Consider the following 17,916-nt stretch of genomic DNA (forward strand, 5'->3'; position numbering starts at 1 on the left):
GTGAATTATTAGTATTTATCATAACTACAATCCTAAGTAATTTGCTAAAACTTTTAATTACGAGATACCATCAACTGCAATACAATAGAAAAATTGAAATGGTGAATTTTAGCGGATTGTTTTAAGCACACTCGTCGTGCTTATAAAGTCGGGAAGATAATTTTCAACTTAAGAGTATTTATCCTTGTTTGTACTGGTACATAAACATGAAAATAAGTTGCTTTCAACAAAAAATTGATATGTGTAAACTTACTAAACATTACAAGTATATAAACTTTTAATAACTAGACAAATATAGGCCTTATTATTGATCTTTTCAAGTTAAATAATTCTTAAAATCAGGCTTTTATTTTTCTTTGAAGGTTATAAAAACTTAGAAGTGGTTATTCAATATATATTTGTCAAATTAGACCATTTTAATGTAGATATTGACACTTAATCTAACACCCAAAATATATCTGAAGTTTACAAACAGTCTCAATTATATATTGCCAAAATTTATTATTTATTAGGTGCCAAACTATTTACAATTCGGTATATTTATATAAAAAATATAGATAGAGAATTATTAATATGATTGAATTTTTAGAAATACACAAACAAGATATAGTATACAGTATAATTGTAATTGCTTTGATATTCGCATTACGAAGTTTAACTAATAGATTGCATAAATGGCTGGTAAAAGAAAAGAATAGAAAATTTCCAAACGAGCCACCAAGAGCATCTAATATGTTAAAACGAATTTTAAATACACTATGGTTTGTTTTAGGTATTATTGCTTTAAGTTATCTTTTTGTAGAAAAGCAAAACAAAGGTGTTATAATAGACAACTTTAAATCTGTTCTTTACATAGGCATAGTTTTAGCAATAACCATTATTGTTGCAACATCTGCTAATTTGTGGTTCAGGATCGATATCCAAAAAAAGATTGAAAACCAACATGATCCAACAAGCTTTAAGTTTTTAAGATATGTAGTATTGGTTAGTATTTATTTTATAGGAATTCTTTTATGTCTCTTAGCTTTTCCATCGTTAAAAGGTGTTGCACATACTGCTTTAGGTGGAGCTGGAGTAATTACACTTATAGTTGGTATTTCTTCGCAAGAAGCACTATCTAATATAGTAGGAGGTTTGTTTATTATATCCTTCAAACCTTTTAAAATTGGAGATCGTGTAAAAGTAACAGATACTATGGTAGGTACAGTAACAGATATTACGTTACGGCATACAGTTATTAGAAATTTTGAGAATAAGATGATTGTAATCCCTAACTCTATTATTAATAAAGAAAAGTTGATTAATTATGATTTAGGTGAGTTAAAATGTTGTGAGCGTATAGAGATAGGAATCTCATACGATAGTGATATTGATTTAGCAAAAAAAATCATGCAAGAAGAATGTGAAAATCACCCGCTAATTTTAGATAATCGTACAGAATTAGAAATACAGGAAGGGAAACCAATAGTTAAAACTGCTTTGATACAACTAAATGAATCTTCAATAACCATACGAGCTTGGACTTGGGGAAGAGACTATAACGATAGTTTTCAACTAAAAATTGATGTATTAGAAAGTATTAAAAAACGATTTGATAAAGAAGGTATTGAAATCCCATTTCCTTATAGAAACATTGTCATGAAATCCCAAAATGTAAAATAGAAATCTCAACTTGTTTATAAATGGATGTTAAATTCTTAATTGGTAATAATTAACAACTAGTTAAACACTTATTTAAGACTCTAGTGATTATATATTACCTAGTCGAAGTCATTAAACATTATACACTTCAAGAAATTTAAAATCGTTTTTTCTCTTATGACTGATAAAAATCATAGGATATTAATTTTGGATTTTAGATATTTATAATGCTATTAATCGAAGAGACAATCTAAACAGGTTGGTTTCTTAAAAAAGGAAAGCATCTACTACTTAGTAGGTGCTTTTTTTTATACAATTTCTGCACTCAAACCTGCTTCTAAGAGCATGGAACATCTTGGTTCCAGCTCGTCGTAAACTCCCGTTTTAACAGTACATTTACCTTTATAATGAACAATAATAGAACATTGTTCTGCCTGTTCTGGTGTGTGCTCGCAAGCAAAAACAAGTGTATTTATAACATGATCGAACGTATTTACATCATCGTTATACAATACAATTTCATTAAGATTTTGCTCTTTTGTTTCAACTTCTATTTGTTCTTGTATTTTTTCTTTAGTACTCATTTTTAAAACTTTACTCTACTAATTTAAAAATTTTAATGCAACCCATTGGTTTTTTTCTATGGATTCAACGAGGTTTAACTGAAACTTATTGCATTCGGCTTCAATAATTGGAATATCGTCTACATAAAATCCACTTAAAAACAAGACACCATTTGGGTTTAAACATTTGGTATATTGCTCCATATCGTTTAGCAATATGTTTCTATTTATGTTAGCGATAATTACATCGTATTTTCTATCTACAAGTAAATTAGCATCACCTTCTAAAACTGTTATATGCTTGCAGTTATTACGGGCTACATTTTCTAAAGAATTAAGATAGCACCAATTATCATAATCTATAGCATCAACTGGATTTGCTCCTTTCATTTCGGCTAGAATAGCTAAAACTCCAGTACCACAACCCATATCCAAAACCGATTTTCCTTCAAAATCATTTTTTAATATATACTGAATCATCATATGTGTGGTTTCATGATGACCTGTTCCAAAACTCATTTTTGGTTCAATTACAATATCATATTTAGTTGTTGGTTTTTCATGAAAAGGCGCTCGAACAGAACATAAGTTTTCAACAACAATCGGATTAAAATTCTTTTCCCATTCCTGGTTCCAATTGACTTGTTCTATTTCGTTGAACGTAAAACTTATTTCAAATTCATCTGAGTCCAAAATTTGAATATCTTCTAATATGGCATCATGCCATTCGTCTTTTTGAATATAAGCAGTAACTCCTTCGTCAGTTTCTACAAAACTTTCGAAACCAGCATAACCTAATTCAGCAATTAAAATTTCGGTTGCAGGTTGTAAAGGTGACACCTTAAATTCGTAACCAATATAAATCGTGTTCGACATAATTTAAAAAGCGTTTACAATGGCATAAAAGTCTTCAGCATTAAGTGCAGCTCCACCTATTAATCCACCATCGACATCTGGTTTAGAAAAAATTTCTTTAGCGTTTGAAGGTTTTACACTTCCTCCATATAAAATAGAAACGGAATTTGCCACTTCATTCCCATAAGTATCAGCCAAAGTTTTTCTAATAAAAGCATGCATATCTTGAGCTTGCTCTGGACTTGCAGTTTCGCCTGTTCCAATTGCCCAAACGGGTTCGTAAGCTAAAACAATGTTTTTAAACGCTGAAGCGTCTAGATGAAACAATCCATTTCTTATTTGATTTTCTACAACTCTTTCGTGATTATTTGCTTTTCTATCAGTTAATTCTTCACCGAAACAAAAGATAATTCTCATGTTATATTTTAAAGCAGCATCTACTTTTTTAGCTAAAGAACTATCCGTTTCATTAAAATAGGCACGACGTTCGCTATGTCCTAAAATAACAGTTTTTACACCAACACTTTTAAGCATTTCTGCACTTACTTCTCCTGTGTAAGCCCCAGATTCTGCATAGTGCATGTTTTGTGCAATAACTTCTATTTTGGAAGTTTTTAAGGCTTCAAAAGCATGCCAGAGATTCGTAAATGTTGGCGCTATCATAACCTCTGCATTAGACGTTTGATGCTGTTTTTTTAGTTCTGTAATTAATGATTCTGTCATTGCTAAATCATTATTCATTTTCCAGTTTCCTGCAACGATATTTTTTCTCATACTTATGCCTGCGAAAGCAGGTATCTTTTAATTATAAATTTATTTTTTTACTAAACCCTATCTAAATCCACAAGCTTTATAAAAAACTTGCAAGAGATACAAAAGTAATTATTTTAATCAAGTTTGTTTTTTGAATACTTTCTAGTCAACAAAACTAAAGTAGCACAAATTGCATTTAAAAGATTCCAGTGTCTACAGGAATATTATTCTAATGTTACTTTAGGGTCTAACCAAGCATATATAATATCTACAAAAATATTGATTATTATAAAAAGTAAGGCAATTATTAAAACCGAACCCATTATAACTGGTAAATCCAACGTGTTTAATGCGTTAACTATTTCTTTTCCAAGTCCATTCCATCCAAAAATATATTCTACAAAAACAGCTCCAGCCAACATGGATGCAAACCATCCAGAAATTGCTGTAACTACTGGGTTTAAAGCATTTTTAATAGCATGTTTTTTTATGATTTGAAATTCGCTTAACCCTTTTGCTCTTGCTGTTCGAATATAATCTTGATTAAAAACTTCCAATAATGAATTCCTCATTAACTGAATAACTACAGCTAATGGACGAATACCTAAAACAATTGCTGGTAGGATTAAATTTTTCCATTGAATGTGCATGGCTTCGCCATAATCGTCTAATTCGTATAAACTTCCAGTCATTTCCAAATTGGTATACTCATGAAGCACAAAACCAAACAACCAAGCAAATAGAATAGCACTAAAAAATGAAGGCACACTCATACCAACTGTACTTACAATCTGAATTAATTTATCTAACCACGTATCTTTATATAATGCCGAAACAACGCCTAAAATCAATCCAATTAAAAGCGCTAAACAAATAGCACTTACTGCTAAAACAAAAGTATTAGGTAATGTTTCTGCTAAAACCTGACTTACATTTTTTCCTTGTTTTGTAAAAGATTCTCTTAAATATGGAAATTTAAATACTGTAGTGGTATTGCCAATTGTAAACAAACTTGTAGCTGTATATTTTCCTTCTCTTAAAAAGGTATAGTCTGTTGGTTGATTTGAATGAAATGAGATTGGCGATAAATCGTTTAAATAATAAAAATATTGCGTGCTTATGGGTTTATCGAAACCATATTTCTGTTTTACTATTGCCAATTGCTTGCTATCTTCATTTTGACCAAGCATCATTTGTGCTGGATCTCCTGGAAGGACATTAAATAAAAAGAATATAACAGTAACTACTCCAAATAAAGTGAGTAAGGCGTAAAATATTTTATTTAATAGATAGCTAAACAGATTATTATTTCTTTAATTTAATTTCAATTATTGAATCAAAATCTACAATTCCCATTTCTCTTATAACAAGAGTATCTTTAATAATATTAACAGATTCAATTATTTCTGGGTCGATTTGATCTACATAAGATTTCTCATATTGAACACCATCAATAACATAAAGCAATTGCTCTTCAGCAACAGTTTCTTCTTTTGGTATTGGCTTGTGTTCTACTTCAGGTAAATCTATATCTTCCAAATCGTTCCAATGTACTTTTTGCATAACTGTTCCTTTATTTAATTTTAAAATTCCAGGACTAGAACGCACAACTGTTTTTAATGCTTTTTCATCAGAAAGGAAAAAGTCAAAATTTAGTTTGTACATCTCTTTCATGCGTTGCTTGGCTTCTTCTCCTGAAGCTGTCATGCCTATAACTGTATATCCATTTTTTATAGCTTGATCTGAAAATGCTTTCAATTTGACTACTCCTTCTTTTTCAGCTGTATCTAAATTATACATGATAATCATAATGAGATTGTCTTCGCTTAAATAATATTCAGTAAAATCTTCATCCATCGTTTCTATTGAAAAATCTTTCACTGGAGGATCATAACCTTCCTCAATAATTTTTGTTTCAACACCTACATATTCACCATCAACTTCAGGATAACTTCCGTTAGTTACATACTCTTTATCCTCTCCATTTACTTTAAATGTCCATGTAAATTCTTGAACAGGTTTTGGTGCATCTTCTGGTACAATCATTCCTTCCATAATATTTTTACCAACAGCATATGCTCTAAAATCTATTGATGGCAAATGCATTAAGACATGATATCCAAACCATAAACAACCAATAAAACTTAATAAGGCTACAACGGTTAATCCTAACTTATTAAAAATTGGTTTGATGTGTTTTACACCAAAAAATAGAATTAAAATAAGGACAGAGAGAATAACATCTTTATAAAAACTTTCCCAAGGAGTTAAAGGAATAGCATCACCAAAACAACCACAATCTTTAACCTTTTCGAAGTATGCTGAATAAAATGTTAGGAAGGTAAAAAACACAATCATTCCCAATAAACTCCAAACAGTAAATTTTGATTTATAACCTATAAGCAAGAAGACTCCTAAGATGACTTCAAAAATTACCACGAAAATAGAAATTGCTAAAGCATAAGGCTCCAAAAATGTAATATTAAGTACATCTGCACTAAAATATTCTTGCAATTTATACGAAAATCCAAGAGGATCGTTTAGCTTAATTAATCCAGAGATAATAAATAAAATGCCTACTAAAATTCTACTAATGTTTACTATGTATTTCATGTTTATATATTTGAGATGCTTCGACAAGCTCAGCATGACATTAATCTATTTTTATTTATCGTTTAAATGAATTAAAGCAAAAACGGCATAATTAATCATGTCTTGATAATTAGCATCTATGCCTTCGCTTACTAAAGTTTTTCCTTGATTGTCTTCTATTTGTTTAACTCTCAATAACTTTTGCAAAATTAAATCTGTTAAACTACTTACACGCATATCTCGCCAAGCCTCACCATAATCATGGTTTTTATCCATCATAAGTTGCTTTGTAATGGCTACTTTTTCATCGTATAATTCTATGGCTTCATCTACAGATAAATCTGGCTGTTCAACAATGCCTCTTTCAATTTGAACCAATGCCATAACACAGTAATTAATAATTCCTACAAACTCACTCTCTTGGCCTTCATCTACTTTTTGAACTTCGTTTTGTTGTAAACCTCTAATACGTTGTGCTTTTATAAAAATTTGATCTGTAAGAGATGGCAAACGTAAAATACGCCAAGCACTTCCATAATCTTTCATTTTTTTAATAAATAAATCTCTACATGTTTTTATTACAGCGTCGTATTGTTTTGAAGTATCTTGCATGGATTAAAATGAATTTTGCGTAAATTTCGCTTAAATAATTCAGAGTTCAAAGTCCCATGCTGAATGTTTTTATTTTACCATGAATACACGAATGTTTTATTGTGATTATATTAATTTTGCTTTATTAATTTTGAACTTGAAATACTTATATGACGATTAACTGCAAAGGCAACCTTATTGATTTATCATCTCCCAAAGTCATGGGGATTTTAAACCTGACACCAGATTCTTTTTTTGATGGTGGCAAATACAAAAACGATAGCGAAATTCTCTCTCAGGTTTATATGATGTTGAAAAATGAAGCCACTTTTATAGATATTGGAGCTTACAGTTCTAGACCAAATGCAGAACATATTAGTGAAGAAGTTGAGTTAAAACGTTTACTCCCTATAATTACTCTAATAATAAAAGAATTTCCAGAAATTATTATTTCAATTGATACGTTTAGAAGCCAGGTTGCTAAACAAGGCATTGAAGCTGGAGCTGCTTTAATTAATGATATTTCTGCAGGACATTTAGATGAGAATATGTTGAAGACTGTAGGTAAATTGCATGTGCCATATATTATGATGCACATGAAAGGCACTCCACAAACTATGCAGCTACAGACTAATTACGAGAATCTATTAAAAGATGTATTGTTTTATTTTTCTGAAAGGATTGCTAAGGCTAAAGCACTTGGAATAATAGATGTTATTATAGATCTAGGATTTGGATTTGCAAAAACTAGCGAACAAAACTTTGAAATTTTAAACAAGCTTGAACTTTTTAATATTCTGGATAAGCCTATTTTAGTTGGACTTTCCAGAAAGTCTATGATATACAAAACATTAGAGAATTCAGCAAAAGAAGCTCTAAATGGCACAAGTATTTTAAACACTATTGCGCTTCAAAAAAGTGCATCTATTTTACGTGTACATGATGTTAAAGAAGCAGTGGAATGCGTTAAACTATTAGAACAATTAAACTCTTAAAAATGAAATATTTTCAAATAACAATACTTCTGTTATTATTGTCTTGTGGCAATGAAAAAATTGTTCAGCTTCCTGAAATATCAAATTCAGAGATTACTGAAATTTTAGATGTTTCTCCTGCTTATCTTTTTTACGATGAAACAAAGGAAGATAGCATAGAGCTTAATAGAAAAACATTAATTAGTACAACTAACTGGCTTGTTAATGTAGATAAACGCTTGACCTTAAAACAAGCCATTCCAAAAATTATATATCTCCAAGACAAAAAACGAAATGCCGAAGTACATAAAAACGAGTCTGCCAGAAACTATTTTACTTGTCATGATACTAGCATAAACAACTTAGGTTTTATTGATTTTACTGATGTTTTTTACATAGATAAAAAACCAAGTGATATTACTATTAAACCTAACGAGTTACATATTATAATTAACGAAGTTTCTAATATTGAAATAATCTCTACTCATGATACAGTTTTAATAACTTCTGAATCGTCTTTCTTAGAAGACCTTAAAAATCTTGCCATTGAAAACAATGAAGCCAAAACCATATATTTATTTATAAACAAAGACCTAAATTTTCAAAATTATATTACTTTCAAATCACTTTTAAATAAAGCAAAAACAGAAAATGTTATTTTAGCTAACGAAGAGTTCGTTTTTAATTAACTATATTTTGTTAAATTTACCAAAACACCTTGCACTTGGAAATCTTTAATGACCTTTTAAAATTTACTGTTATAGACATTATAGATGTTATTCTAGTTGCACTACTACTCTATTATGTTTATAAACTTGTAAAAGGTACTGTAGCCATAAATATCTTTATTGGAATTGTAATTATCTATTTTATCTATTTACTTACAGATGCGCTTCAAATGAAGATGCTTAGCAAGATTCTTGGTGGATTTATGAGTGTTGGTTTGATAGCCTTAATTGTTGTTTTTCAACAAGAAATCAGAAAATTCTTATTGATGGTTGGTTCAACAAACTTTAGTAAAAGGCGAAAATTTTTTAAACAGTTTAACTTTTTAAAAACTGAAGCAGACAACAAAACAGATGTTGATGCTATTATAGCTGCCTGTAATAAAATGGCATCAACAAAAACAGGTGCTTTAATTGTTTTTGAATGTAATAATAATCTAGATTTTCTTGCAAATACTGGAGACGAAATGAGAATAAAAGTAACTCAACCTATAATAGAAAGTATCTTTTTTAAAAACAGTCCCTTGCATGATGGAGCAATAATAATTGCTAATAATATTGTTAAGGCAACTAGAGTTATTCTTCCATTAAATAACGAAAAAACCTTGCCTCAACGTTTTGGTTTAAGACATAGAGCAGCAGTAGGAATTACAGAGAAAACTGATGCTTTAGCTATTGTTGTTAGTGAAGAAACTGGGCAAATATCTTTTTTTAAAGATGGCGATTTTATTATGTTTAAAGACATACAAGAATTGTCTCAATTAATAAAAAATAATTTAGTTTAATTTGAATTGTAAGAACTGTCATACTAGCATATCTGACACAGATTTATTTTGTAAAAACTGTGGTGGCAAAATAATTCGCAACAGACTAACTTTTAGAAATCTGTTTGAAAATTTCAGTGAACAGTTCTTAAATTATGACAACAAATTTCTACAAACCTTTATTTGCTTATTAACAAAACCAGAAGAGGTTATTGGAAGTTATGTAGATGGCGTTAGAAAAAAATATGTAAACCCAATTAGCTTCTTTGCTATTTCTATTACTTTAGCAGGATTGCAAATGTTTCTTATCTCTAAATTCTTTCCCGAAAGTTTAGACCTTTCTGCTATAGTTGTTGAAGATCAAGCTAAAATGTCCAATGATTTTATGAATAGCATGATTGAATATCAATCTCTAATGCTCATGTCATTCGTTCCTCTTTACGCATTAATATCTAAAATTGTATTTTTCAATAAAAAGAAATACAACTACACAGAACATTTAGTAATGTTTCTATATATACTTTCCCAATTAACACTTTTAATGATTTTACCTACTCTTATAAGTCTTGCATTAGGATATGACATGGGGAATATAGCTATCTTTACTATGTTATTACAAGTTGGCTTTTCTGCTTATAGTTTAAAGCGTGTTTTTAATTTAAGTCTAAAAGGAATTATTTTAAAAACCTTATTGTTTTTTGTTGTAGGTATCGTATTCTACTTAATCTTCATTATACTATTTGTTATTATAATGATTATTTATTATGGTGGAATTGTGGAGTTTTCTAAAGCTATGAAACCTACATAACTTCTTCTTTTAAGAACTGGACTTCGTATAGATTTTTGTAATAACCATTTTGTTTTTTAAGAAGTGCTTTATGTGTACCAATTTCAACAATTTGTCCTTGATCCATAACAATTATTTTATCGGCTTTTTTTATGGTTGCTAATCTATGAGCAATAACAATAGATGTTCTTCCTTTGGTTATTTTATAGGTTGCATTTTGGATAAGCTGTTCTGAATAAGAATCTACAGATGATGTTGCCTCGTCTAAAACCAAGATGCTTGGATTTGTAACGTATGCTCTTAAAAATGAAATTAATTGTCTTTGTCCTGATGATAACATGGCTCCACGTTCCTTAACATTATAATGGTAACCATTTGGAAGACTCATAATAAAATCGTGAATCCCAATATCTTTAGCAGCTTGTTCAACATCTTTTATTGTAATATCTGGATTGTTTAAAGTAATATTATTTAAAATAGTATCAGCAAATAAAAACACATCTTGCAATACGATTGCAATTTGGGCTCGTAAAGACCTTAAAGTTAGCTTCTTGATATTAATATTATCGATGCAAATTGTTCCTTTGTTTATATCGTAAAACCGATTTAATAAATTAATAATGGTCGATTTTCCTGCTCCAGTGGCACCAACAATGGCAACTGTTTCCCCAACATTAACTTCAAAAGAAATACCTTTTAAAACTTCTTCGTCTTCAACATAACTAAAGTGAACATCTTTAAATGAAATATGTCCATTAAAATGTGAAGCTACCTGAGTACCTGTATCATCTATTTGAGACGTTGTATCTAAAACTCTAAACACTCTTTTTGCAGCAATCATTCCCATTTGTAGTGTGTTAAATTTATCTGCAATTTGACGAAGAGGTCTAAACAACATAGGAATCATCATGATAAAAGCTGTTAAATCTCCAAGGGAAGCTGTTTGATCAATAACTGTATTTAAACCTCCATACCAAGCAATAAGACCAATAGTTATAGATGAAGATAATTCGGCAATTGGGAAAAAAATCGAGTTATACCAAACTGTTTTCAACCAAGCTTTTTTATGACGTTGATTAATTTCTTTAAATTTCTTGTATTCGGTTTCTTCTCTTGTAAACAATTGAAGAATTTTCATTCCAGTAATTCGTTCTTGCACAAACGAATTTAGATTTGAGACTTCAGTTCTAACTTCTTCGAAAGCAAGTTTCATATACTTCTGAAAAATACGTGTGGCATATAGAACCAATGGCAACATTAAAAATACAATGATGCTTAATTCCCAATTCATATAAAGCATGACTAATGAAACTACAAGCATTGTAAGCAAATCTCTAAATATCATAAAAAGACCTTCGCCAAAAACATCTGCAATACGTTCCATATCTGTTACTGCTCTGGTAATTAAAACGCCTACCGAAGAGTTATCGAAGTATTTCATTCTAAAACGAATCATGTGATCAAAAAGTTTCACACGAATGTCTTTAACCACACTTTGACCAAGATATCCTGAATAATAAATAAATAGTAATTGACAAATTACTTCAGAAAGAAGAACTCCTGCCATAATAAAAATATAAGGCAAAAAGCCTTCAACTGTTTTAGTTGCAATATTATTATCTATGGCTTGTTGTAAAATATATGGTCTTACAGCTCCAAAAATAGCCAATAAAATAACAGCTAAAAGCACTCCAATAAATACAAGCTTGTATGGCTTAATAAATATTAAAAGTTTTTTAAATAAGTTTATTTCTAATATGGACTCTATTTTACTCATGTTTACTTCCCACGAAAGTGGAAATCCCCTTTTATTTTATTCAGTTAATTTAATTGATTCTGGATATTTTACCTCTATTAAATACAAGCCATGAGCTGGAACCGAAAAACCTGCTTCACTTCTATTTTTAGATTTAATAATTGTGTGCAAGTCTTCTACTTCTAGTTTTCCTAGACCAACATTAATTAATGTTCCAACAATAGCTCGAACCATATTTCGTAAAAACCTATCTGCTGTAACAGTAAAATGCAATTCGTTATTTACTAATTCTAATTCCGTTTGCATAATGTTGCAATTATAGGTGTTTACATCTGTATTGCTTTTAGAAAAACATTGAAAATCTTTATAGTGTAATAGTATTTTTGATGCTTCTTTCATTTTATCAATGTCTAAATCTTGTTTTAAATAAAAAGCACCATCATTATTAAACACATCCTTACTTAAGGAAATTCTGTATAGATAAGCTCGACTTAAAGCATGAAATCTTGCATGAGTATCTGGTTTTACTTTAAAAATATCTAGTATGGCAATGTCTTTTGGCAAAAATGAATTGAGTTTATAAACTAAATCTTCATCTAAAAAATCAACCTCTGTATCGAAATGAGCGAACATTTGTTTGGCATGAACACCAGCATCTGTTCGTCCTGCACCAAAAATAGAAATAGTTTCGTTTAGAAGTGTTGATAAAGACTTTTCAATGACTTCTTGTACAGAAATAGCGTTAGGCTGATTTTGCCAGCCATGATAGTCTTTTCCATTATATGTAAGTTCTAAAAAATATCTCAAGCTAAAGTGCTATTTTTGTGAAAAGCAAAGATAGAATTTTAATCTTTCTTGAAATTTCAAATAAACGTTAAATAAAATTATTCCGAATCTCCGGAACCCTTCCAAGGATATAATATGAAGAAAATTCTTCTCCTTTCAGACACTCACAGCTATATAGATGATGCTATTTTAAAACATGTAAAGCAAGCTGACGAAGTTTGGCATGCAGGAGATATTGGCGATTTAAACGTAACAAACCAGATAAAGAAACTAAAACCCTTAAAAGCTGTTTTTGGAAATATTGATGGCCATGAAGCTCGAACAGAGTTTCCAGAGAACAATCGGTTTATGTGTGAAGGTGTTGATGTCTGGATAACACATATAGGAGGTTATCCAAATAGATACGACATTAGGATTAGAGATTCAATTAGAAAAAACCCTCCAGATTTATTTATTTGTGGACATTCGCATATTTTAAAAGTAATGCCAGATAAAAAATTAAATTTATTACATATGAATCCTGGAGCAGTAGGAAAATATGGTTTTCACAAAGTAAGAACAATGCTTCGTTTTGTAATAGATGAAAGTAATATAAAAGACTTAGAAGTTATTGAATTTGAAAACAGGTAATAAAAAACCCAAGGTCTTCACCTTGGGTTTACGCACTAATACTACTAAGATGATAGGCTTATCTTAATCGATCTACAGATTTCACGAGATCTTCATCCTTCTTAATGGCCTTATTGGCTAATGCCAAAAACACGATAGAAATAATAGGAAGAAAAATCCCAATACCTTTCTCAGAAACTAAAGCTTCTCCAGATAAATTTAGAGATTGATACACAAATAATCCTAGTAAAAAAAAGTTTAATATAATGTTTAGTCGTCCCAACATAAATTGAGATTTCCTATTTTTAAATCTTGAAATAGATAGTATTGAAAAAAATGCCGAAACTAAAAACATAGCAAAAATGTAATTTATATCATCTGCATATATTTTTACATTTTCTGGCGATGTCCATAATTCAAACACATATATAAGTCCTCCAGAAACTCCTGCAGCAATTAAAAGATATATAGTTTGAATTCTTTGAAGCATTATTTATACTATTTTGAGGGACAAAAATAATAGTTTCTTTTTTAAAAATAACTTAAATAAATAAAATAAAGTTGTATAATTGCAATAATAAATTACAACTATCACAGTTGTAAGTTGTTAATTCTTCAGAATAAAATCAATTTTTTTCAGAAAAATTCAAATTTAATATTTAACACAAATATTCAATTCAACATCAATGTTTGAAATCTCACAATTAAAAGAAATGAAGCTTCCTGAGTTACAGGACATAGCAAAAAAACTGAACGTTTCTAAATATCGTTCTTTAAAGAAATTAGATTTAGTATATCAAATCCTAGATCATCAAGCTGCTAACCCAAAAGCAGTAAAAGAAGTTGTAAAAGAGGAACCTATAAAAGAAGCTCCAAAACAACAAGACAAAAAACCGAGACAAAGAGTACAAAGACCACCAGCTAGAGAGCAGCAAAAAACTGAGCAAAAGCCTATTCAAAAAGAAAAAGCTGAAGCTCCAAAAGTGGAAAACAAAAAACCTCAACACTCTAAACCTTCTAATCCTTCTCAAAACACTGAGAATAAAAGCAAGGATGAGAATAAAGACGAACAAAGAACTCACACTAAGAACGATAATCAAAATCGTCCTAAAAGAGAAAATAAAAATCCAAACCAAAATAAAAAACAGAATCAAGGTAATTCTAATGGTAATAAAGATACTAGAAACAGGTATCGTGAACCAGACTTTGAGTTTGATGCTATTATTGAAAGTGAAGGTGTTTTAGACGTGATGCAAGATGGATACGGTTTTTTACGTTCATCTGATTATAATTATTTGTCTTCTCCTGATGATATTTATGTATCTCAATCTCAAATAAGATTATTTGGATTGAAAAAAGGAGACACTGTTCTTGGAAATGTGAGACCTCCAAAAGAAGGAGAAAAATATTTTCCTTTAATAAAGGTAAACAAGATTAATGGTCAAAACCCAGAAGTGGTAAGAGATAGAGTTTCTTTTGAACATTTAACACCTCTTTTTCCTCAAGAAAAATTTAATATAGCTGAAAGACAAAGTACTATTTCTACTAGAATTATGGATTTGTTTTCTCCAATTGGAAAAGGACAACGTGGTATGATAGTCTCTCAACCAAAAACTGGTAAAACTATGTTATTAAAGGATGTAGCAAATGCAATAGCAGCTAACCATCCTGAAGTTTACCAAATGATATTACTTATAGACGAAAGACCAGAAGAGGTTACAGATATGCAACGTAATGTTCGTGGAGAAGTTATTGCTTCAACTTTCGACAAAGAAGCACACGAGCACGTAAAAATAGCAGACATTGTATTAGAAAAAGCAAAACGATTGGTTGAGTGTGGTCATGATGTCGTAATACTTTTAGATTCAATTACACGTCTTGCAAGAGCCTATAATACAGTTCAACCAGCTTCAGGTAAAATATTAAGTGGTGGTGTTGATGCAAATGCTTTACACAAACCAAAACGTTTCTTTGGTGCTGCAAGAAATATAGAAAATGGTGGTTCTTTAACCATAATAGCAACTGCACTTACAGAAACAGGATCTAAAATGGACGAAGTAATCTTTGAAGAATTTAAAGGTACTGGTAATATGGAATTACAATTAGATAGAAAAATATCTAACCGTAGAATTTTCCCTGCAATAGACCTTACTTCATCAAGCACTAGACGAGATGATATCTTATTAGACGAAACAACTATTCAAAGAATGTGGGTTATGCGTAAATACTTAGCAGATATGAATCCTGTTGAAGCTATGGAATTTATTAATGAAAGATTCAAACAAACAAGAAATAATGAAGAGTTTTTAATATCCATGAACGGATAATCTAAAACCATTTAAATACTTATAAAGCCTAGATTATGTCAAGGCTTTTTTTTTGCTAATGGTTAAAATCAAAATAATAAAACAAAAAAAGCCTTTCAATTTTAAATTGAAAGGCTTTCTACTTATACTTAAGTAAATTTCTTATAAAGAAGCTACGTGCTTAGTTAAGCTAGATTTTAAATTCGATGCTTTGTTAGCATGAATAATATTTTTCTTAGCTAATTTATCAATCATTGAAACTATTGTAGGAAACATTGTCTCAGCTTCTTTCTTAGATTCTAATTCACGTAATTTTTTAATAGCATTACGTGTTGTTTTATGCTGATACTTGTTTCTTAAACGTTTAGCTTCGTTACTTCTAATTCTCTTTAATGCTGACTTATGATTTGCCATTATATTATCTTTTCTTTTATAAAAATTGTAGCCCGTAGGGGAATCGAACCCCTCTTACCAGGATGAAAACCTGGCGTCCTAGCCGATAGACGAACGGGCCATTTTTGTTTTTGAGAATGCAAATATATATCTTACTTTATAAATTTGCAATATTTTTCAAATAACTTTCAATGTTTCCATTGCGGATGCAAAAATACAACTATTTTTAAATGTTGCAATAGCTAGACAATCTTTTTTAAAAATATTTTTAATTAATATGCCTTTGCAAACAATACTCTACGTTTTGAAGGCTTTCCAGTAAACACACATTCGCCTATTTGTTCCTTTTCATCGGTAGGAATACATCTAATCGTTGCTTTTGTTAGTTCTTTTATTTTAGATTCCGTTTCTACTGTACCATCCCAATGAGCAGAAATAAACCCTCCTTTTGTTTCTAATACAGTTTTGAACTCTTCAAAATTATCTACCAATGTTATATGCGAATCTCTATAATCTAAAGCTTTTTTATAAAGTGTATTTTGAATTTCAACCATTAAGCTTTCAACCTTAGAAGACAAATTATCTAAAGCAATAACTTCTTTTGTTAAAGTATCTCTTCTAGCAAGCTCAACAGTTCCATTTTCTAAATCTTTTGGACCAATTGCAATTCTTAAAGGAACCCCTTGTAACTCATGTTGTGCAAACTTGGCTCCTGGCCTTAAAGTTGTTCTATTATCAAACTTTACCGAAATATGTTTCGCTCTTAAGTCGCTCATTATTAAGTTTGCGATTTTAGAAATCTCCTCTAATTGTTCATCCGTTTTATAGATTGGAACAATAACCACTTGATTTGGAGCTAAGTTTGGTGGCAAGACTAATCCATGATCATCGCTATGAGTCATTATTAGAGCTCCCATAAGTCTGGTAGAAACACCCCAAGATGTTGCCCAAACATAATCCTGTTTTCCCTCTTTAGATGTAAACTTCACATCGAATGCTTTAGCAAAATTTTGCCCAAGAAAATGAGATGTTCCAGCCTGTAAGGCTTTACCATCTTGCATTAAAGCTTCAATACAGTAGGTCTCTACAGCTCCTGCAAAGCGTTCACTTTCTGTTTTTAAACCTTTAATAACTGGAATTGCCATGAAGTTTTCAGCAAAAGTAGCATATACATTATTCATTAATTCTGCTTCTTGTATAGCTTCAGCCTTTGTTTCATGAGCTGTATGCCCTTCTTGCCATAAAAATTCTGCTGTACGCAAAAATAAACGTGTACGCATTTCCCAACGAACTACATTTGCCCATTGGTTAATTAATAATGGTAAGTCTCTATAAGATTGTATCCAACCTTTGTAGGTATTCCAAATAATAGCTTCACTTGTTGGTCTTACAATAAGTTCTTCTTCAAGTTTTGCTTCAGGATCAACACGTAATTTCCCTGGATTATCTGGATCGTTTTGTAATCTATAATGTGTAACAATAGCACATTCTTTTGCAAAGCCTTCAGCATTTTTTTCTTCAGCTTCAAATAAACTTTTAGGAACAAATAATGGAAAATATGCATTTTGATGCCCTGTCTCTTTAAACATTCTATCTAATTCTGCTTGCATTTTTTCCCAAATTGCATAGCCATAAGGTTTAATTACCATACAGCCTCTTACTGCAGAGTTTTCTGCAAGGTCTGCTTTTACAACAAGTTCGTTATACCATTTTGAATAATCCTCGGCTCTACTTGTAAGTTTTTTGCTCATATACAGGTTTTTGGCACAAATATTGTGTCTATGTTAAATATAAAAATAGTTCAGCAAAACTAACTATTTT

Annotated in this window: 18 protein-coding genes and 1 tRNA gene; 7 read left to right on the forward strand and 12 right to left on the reverse strand. The window is 30.3% G+C overall.

Annotated features, from left to right (window positions below; all coding sequences use genetic code 11):
* The first annotated feature begins 573 nt into the window (after window positions 1–573).
* Window positions 574–1,662 (forward strand): mechanosensitive ion channel family protein, encoded by a 1,089-nt coding sequence (locus LX78_RS11065; RefSeq protein WP_109682725.1) that lies wholly within the window; start codon window positions 574–576, stop codon window positions 1,660–1,662.
* 287 nt (window positions 1,663–1,949) lie between these two features.
* Here the strand turns inward: LX78_RS11065 and LX78_RS11070 are convergent, their stop codons facing one another.
* The 6 genes from LX78_RS11070 to LX78_RS11095 form a co-directional block, all read right to left on the reverse strand.
* Window positions 1,950–2,225 (reverse strand): ATP-dependent Clp protease adaptor ClpS, encoded by a 276-nt coding sequence (locus LX78_RS11070; protein ID WP_109682726.1) that lies wholly within the window; start codon window positions 2,223–2,225, stop codon window positions 1,950–1,952.
* 18 nt (window positions 2,226–2,243) lie between these two features.
* Window positions 2,244–3,080 carry a 50S ribosomal protein L11 methyltransferase gene (prmA, locus tag LX78_RS11075; RefSeq protein WP_109682727.1) on the reverse strand — a complete coding sequence of 279 codons (837 nt, stop codon included), beginning with the start codon at window positions 3,078–3,080 and terminating at the stop codon, window positions 2,244–2,246.
* Window positions 3,081–3,083: 3 nt separating this feature from the next.
* On the reverse strand, window positions 3,084–3,833 hold the full coding sequence (tpiA, locus tag LX78_RS11080; protein WP_109682728.1) for a triose-phosphate isomerase: 750 nt from the start codon (window positions 3,831–3,833) through the stop codon (window positions 3,084–3,086).
* A 203-nt stretch (window positions 3,834–4,036) separates the two neighbouring features.
* Window positions 4,037–5,113, reverse strand: a complete 1,077-nt coding sequence (locus LX78_RS11085) for an ABC transporter permease (protein ID WP_109682729.1) — start codon at window positions 5,111–5,113, stop codon at window positions 4,037–4,039.
* Between the two features lie 4 nt (window positions 5,114–5,117).
* On the reverse strand, window positions 5,118–6,425 hold the full coding sequence (locus tag LX78_RS11090) for a BT_3928 family protein (RefSeq protein WP_109682730.1): 1,308 nt from the start codon (window positions 6,423–6,425) through the stop codon (window positions 5,118–5,120).
* A gap of 51 nt (window positions 6,426–6,476) precedes the next feature.
* Complete coding sequence (locus tag LX78_RS11095) at window positions 6,477–7,016, reverse strand: DUF1599 domain-containing protein (RefSeq protein ID WP_109682731.1); 540 nt, start codon at window positions 7,014–7,016, stop codon at window positions 6,477–6,479.
* Between the two features lie 149 nt (window positions 7,017–7,165).
* Here LX78_RS11095 and folP point away from each other — a divergent pair, with 149 nt between their 5' ends.
* From folP to LX78_RS11115, 4 genes are read left to right on the forward strand one after another with little or no spacing between them, the layout of a single operon-like run.
* Window positions 7,166–7,990, forward strand: coding sequence for a dihydropteroate synthase (gene folP / locus LX78_RS11100; RefSeq protein ID WP_109682732.1), 825 nt, complete (start codon window positions 7,166–7,168; stop codon window positions 7,988–7,990).
* Between the two features lie 2 nt (window positions 7,991–7,992).
* Complete coding sequence (locus LX78_RS11105) at window positions 7,993–8,658, forward strand: hypothetical protein (protein WP_109682733.1); 666 nt, start codon at window positions 7,993–7,995, stop codon at window positions 8,656–8,658.
* Window positions 8,659–8,693: 35 nt separating this feature from the next.
* Window positions 8,694–9,479, forward strand: a complete 786-nt coding sequence (gene cdaA / locus LX78_RS11110; RefSeq protein ID WP_109682734.1) for a diadenylate cyclase CdaA — start codon at window positions 8,694–8,696, stop codon at window positions 9,477–9,479.
* A 1-nt stretch (window position 9,480) separates the two neighbouring features.
* Window positions 9,481–10,266: a DUF3667 domain-containing protein gene (locus LX78_RS11115; protein WP_109682735.1), complete on the forward strand. Its 786-nt coding sequence runs from the start codon at window positions 9,481–9,483 to the stop codon at window positions 10,264–10,266.
* Here the strand turns inward: LX78_RS11115 and LX78_RS11120 are convergent.
* Both LX78_RS11120 and truA read right to left on the reverse strand, forming a co-directional pair.
* A complete protein-coding gene (locus LX78_RS11120; RefSeq protein ID WP_109682736.1) occupies window positions 10,259–12,022 on the reverse strand; it encodes an ABC transporter ATP-binding protein in 1,764 nt (587 codons plus the stop codon). The genes LX78_RS11115 and LX78_RS11120 overlap by 8 nt on opposite strands.
* Before the next feature lie 36 nt (window positions 12,023–12,058).
* Window positions 12,059–12,808, reverse strand: coding sequence for a tRNA pseudouridine(38-40) synthase TruA (gene truA / locus LX78_RS11125; protein ID WP_109682737.1), 750 nt, complete (start codon window positions 12,806–12,808; stop codon window positions 12,059–12,061).
* A gap of 114 nt (window positions 12,809–12,922) precedes the next feature.
* On the opposite strand from truA, the gene LX78_RS11130 reads away from it, so the two are divergent.
* Window positions 12,923–13,417 carry a metallophosphoesterase family protein gene (locus LX78_RS11130; protein ID WP_109682738.1) on the forward strand — a complete coding sequence of 165 codons (495 nt, stop codon included), beginning with the start codon at window positions 12,923–12,925 and terminating at the stop codon, window positions 13,415–13,417.
* A gap of 58 nt (window positions 13,418–13,475) precedes the next feature.
* On the opposite strand, the gene LX78_RS11135 is transcribed toward LX78_RS11130, so the two are convergent.
* Complete coding sequence (locus tag LX78_RS11135; protein WP_109682739.1) at window positions 13,476–13,886, reverse strand: DUF4293 domain-containing protein; 411 nt, start codon at window positions 13,884–13,886, stop codon at window positions 13,476–13,478.
* A gap of 196 nt (window positions 13,887–14,082) precedes the next feature.
* Between LX78_RS11135 and rho the strand changes: the two genes are divergently transcribed.
* Window positions 14,083–15,723 carry a transcription termination factor Rho gene (gene rho / locus LX78_RS11140; RefSeq protein ID WP_109682740.1) on the forward strand — a complete coding sequence of 547 codons (1,641 nt, stop codon included), beginning with the start codon at window positions 14,083–14,085 and terminating at the stop codon, window positions 15,721–15,723.
* Between the two features lie 141 nt (window positions 15,724–15,864).
* On the opposite strand, the gene rpsT is transcribed toward rho, so the two are convergent.
* The 3 genes from rpsT to proS form a co-directional block, all read right to left on the reverse strand.
* Window positions 15,865–16,116, reverse strand: a complete 252-nt coding sequence (rpsT, locus tag LX78_RS11145) for a 30S ribosomal protein S20 (protein ID WP_109682741.1) — start codon at window positions 16,114–16,116, stop codon at window positions 15,865–15,867.
* A gap of 28 nt (window positions 16,117–16,144) precedes the next feature.
* Window positions 16,145–16,216: transfer RNA gene (locus LX78_RS11150), tRNA-Glu, on the reverse strand.
* Between the two features lie 151 nt (window positions 16,217–16,367).
* On the reverse strand, window positions 16,368–17,846 hold the full coding sequence (gene proS / locus LX78_RS11155; protein ID WP_109682742.1) for a proline--tRNA ligase: 1,479 nt from the start codon (window positions 17,844–17,846) through the stop codon (window positions 16,368–16,370).
* Window positions 17,847–17,916 lie beyond the last annotated feature (70 nt).

It is taken from the genome of Xanthomarina spongicola, assembly GCF_003148645.1.
GTDB lineage: Bacteria > Bacteroidota > Bacteroidia > Flavobacteriales > Flavobacteriaceae > Xanthomarina > Xanthomarina spongicola.

What these genes read in the sequence shown, in the direction of transcription:
- LX78_RS11065 (WP_109682725.1), top strand. Translation starts at nt 574, where the DNA reads ATGATTGAATTTTTAGAAATACACAAACAAGATATAGTATACAGTATA.
- LX78_RS11070 (WP_109682726.1), bottom strand. Translation starts at nt 2,225, where the DNA reads ATGAGTACTAAAGAAAAAATACAAGAACAAATAGAAGTTGAAACAAAA.
- prmA (WP_109682727.1), bottom strand. Translation starts at nt 3,080, where the DNA reads ATGTCGAACACGATTTATATTGGTTACGAATTTAAGGTGTCACCTTTA.
- tpiA (WP_109682728.1), bottom strand. Translation starts at nt 3,833, where the DNA reads ATGAGAAAAAATATCGTTGCAGGAAACTGGAAAATGAATAATGATTTA.
- LX78_RS11090 (WP_109682730.1), bottom strand. Translation starts at nt 6,425, where the DNA reads ATGAAATACATAGTAAACATTAGTAGAATTTTAGTAGGCATTTTATTT.
- LX78_RS11095 (WP_109682731.1), bottom strand. Translation starts at nt 7,016, where the DNA reads ATGCAAGATACTTCAAAACAATACGACGCTGTAATAAAAACATGTAGA.
- folP (WP_109682732.1), top strand. Translation starts at nt 7,166, where the DNA reads ATGACGATTAACTGCAAAGGCAACCTTATTGATTTATCATCTCCCAAA.
- LX78_RS11105 (WP_109682733.1), top strand. Translation starts at nt 7,993, where the DNA reads ATGAAATATTTTCAAATAACAATACTTCTGTTATTATTGTCTTGTGGC.
- LX78_RS11120 (WP_109682736.1), bottom strand. Translation starts at nt 12,022, where the DNA reads ATGAGTAAAATAGAGTCCATATTAGAAATAAACTTATTTAAAAAACTT.
- LX78_RS11130 (WP_109682738.1), top strand. Translation starts at nt 12,923, where the DNA reads ATGAAGAAAATTCTTCTCCTTTCAGACACTCACAGCTATATAGATGAT.
- LX78_RS11135 (WP_109682739.1), bottom strand. Translation starts at nt 13,886, where the DNA reads ATGCTTCAAAGAATTCAAACTATATATCTTTTAATTGCTGCAGGAGTT.
- rho (WP_109682740.1), top strand. Translation starts at nt 14,083, where the DNA reads ATGTTTGAAATCTCACAATTAAAAGAAATGAAGCTTCCTGAGTTACAG.
- rpsT (WP_109682741.1), bottom strand. Translation starts at nt 16,116, where the DNA reads ATGGCAAATCATAAGTCAGCATTAAAGAGAATTAGAAGTAACGAAGCT.
- proS (WP_109682742.1), bottom strand. Translation starts at nt 17,846, where the DNA reads ATGAGCAAAAAACTTACAAGTAGAGCCGAGGATTATTCAAAATGGTAT.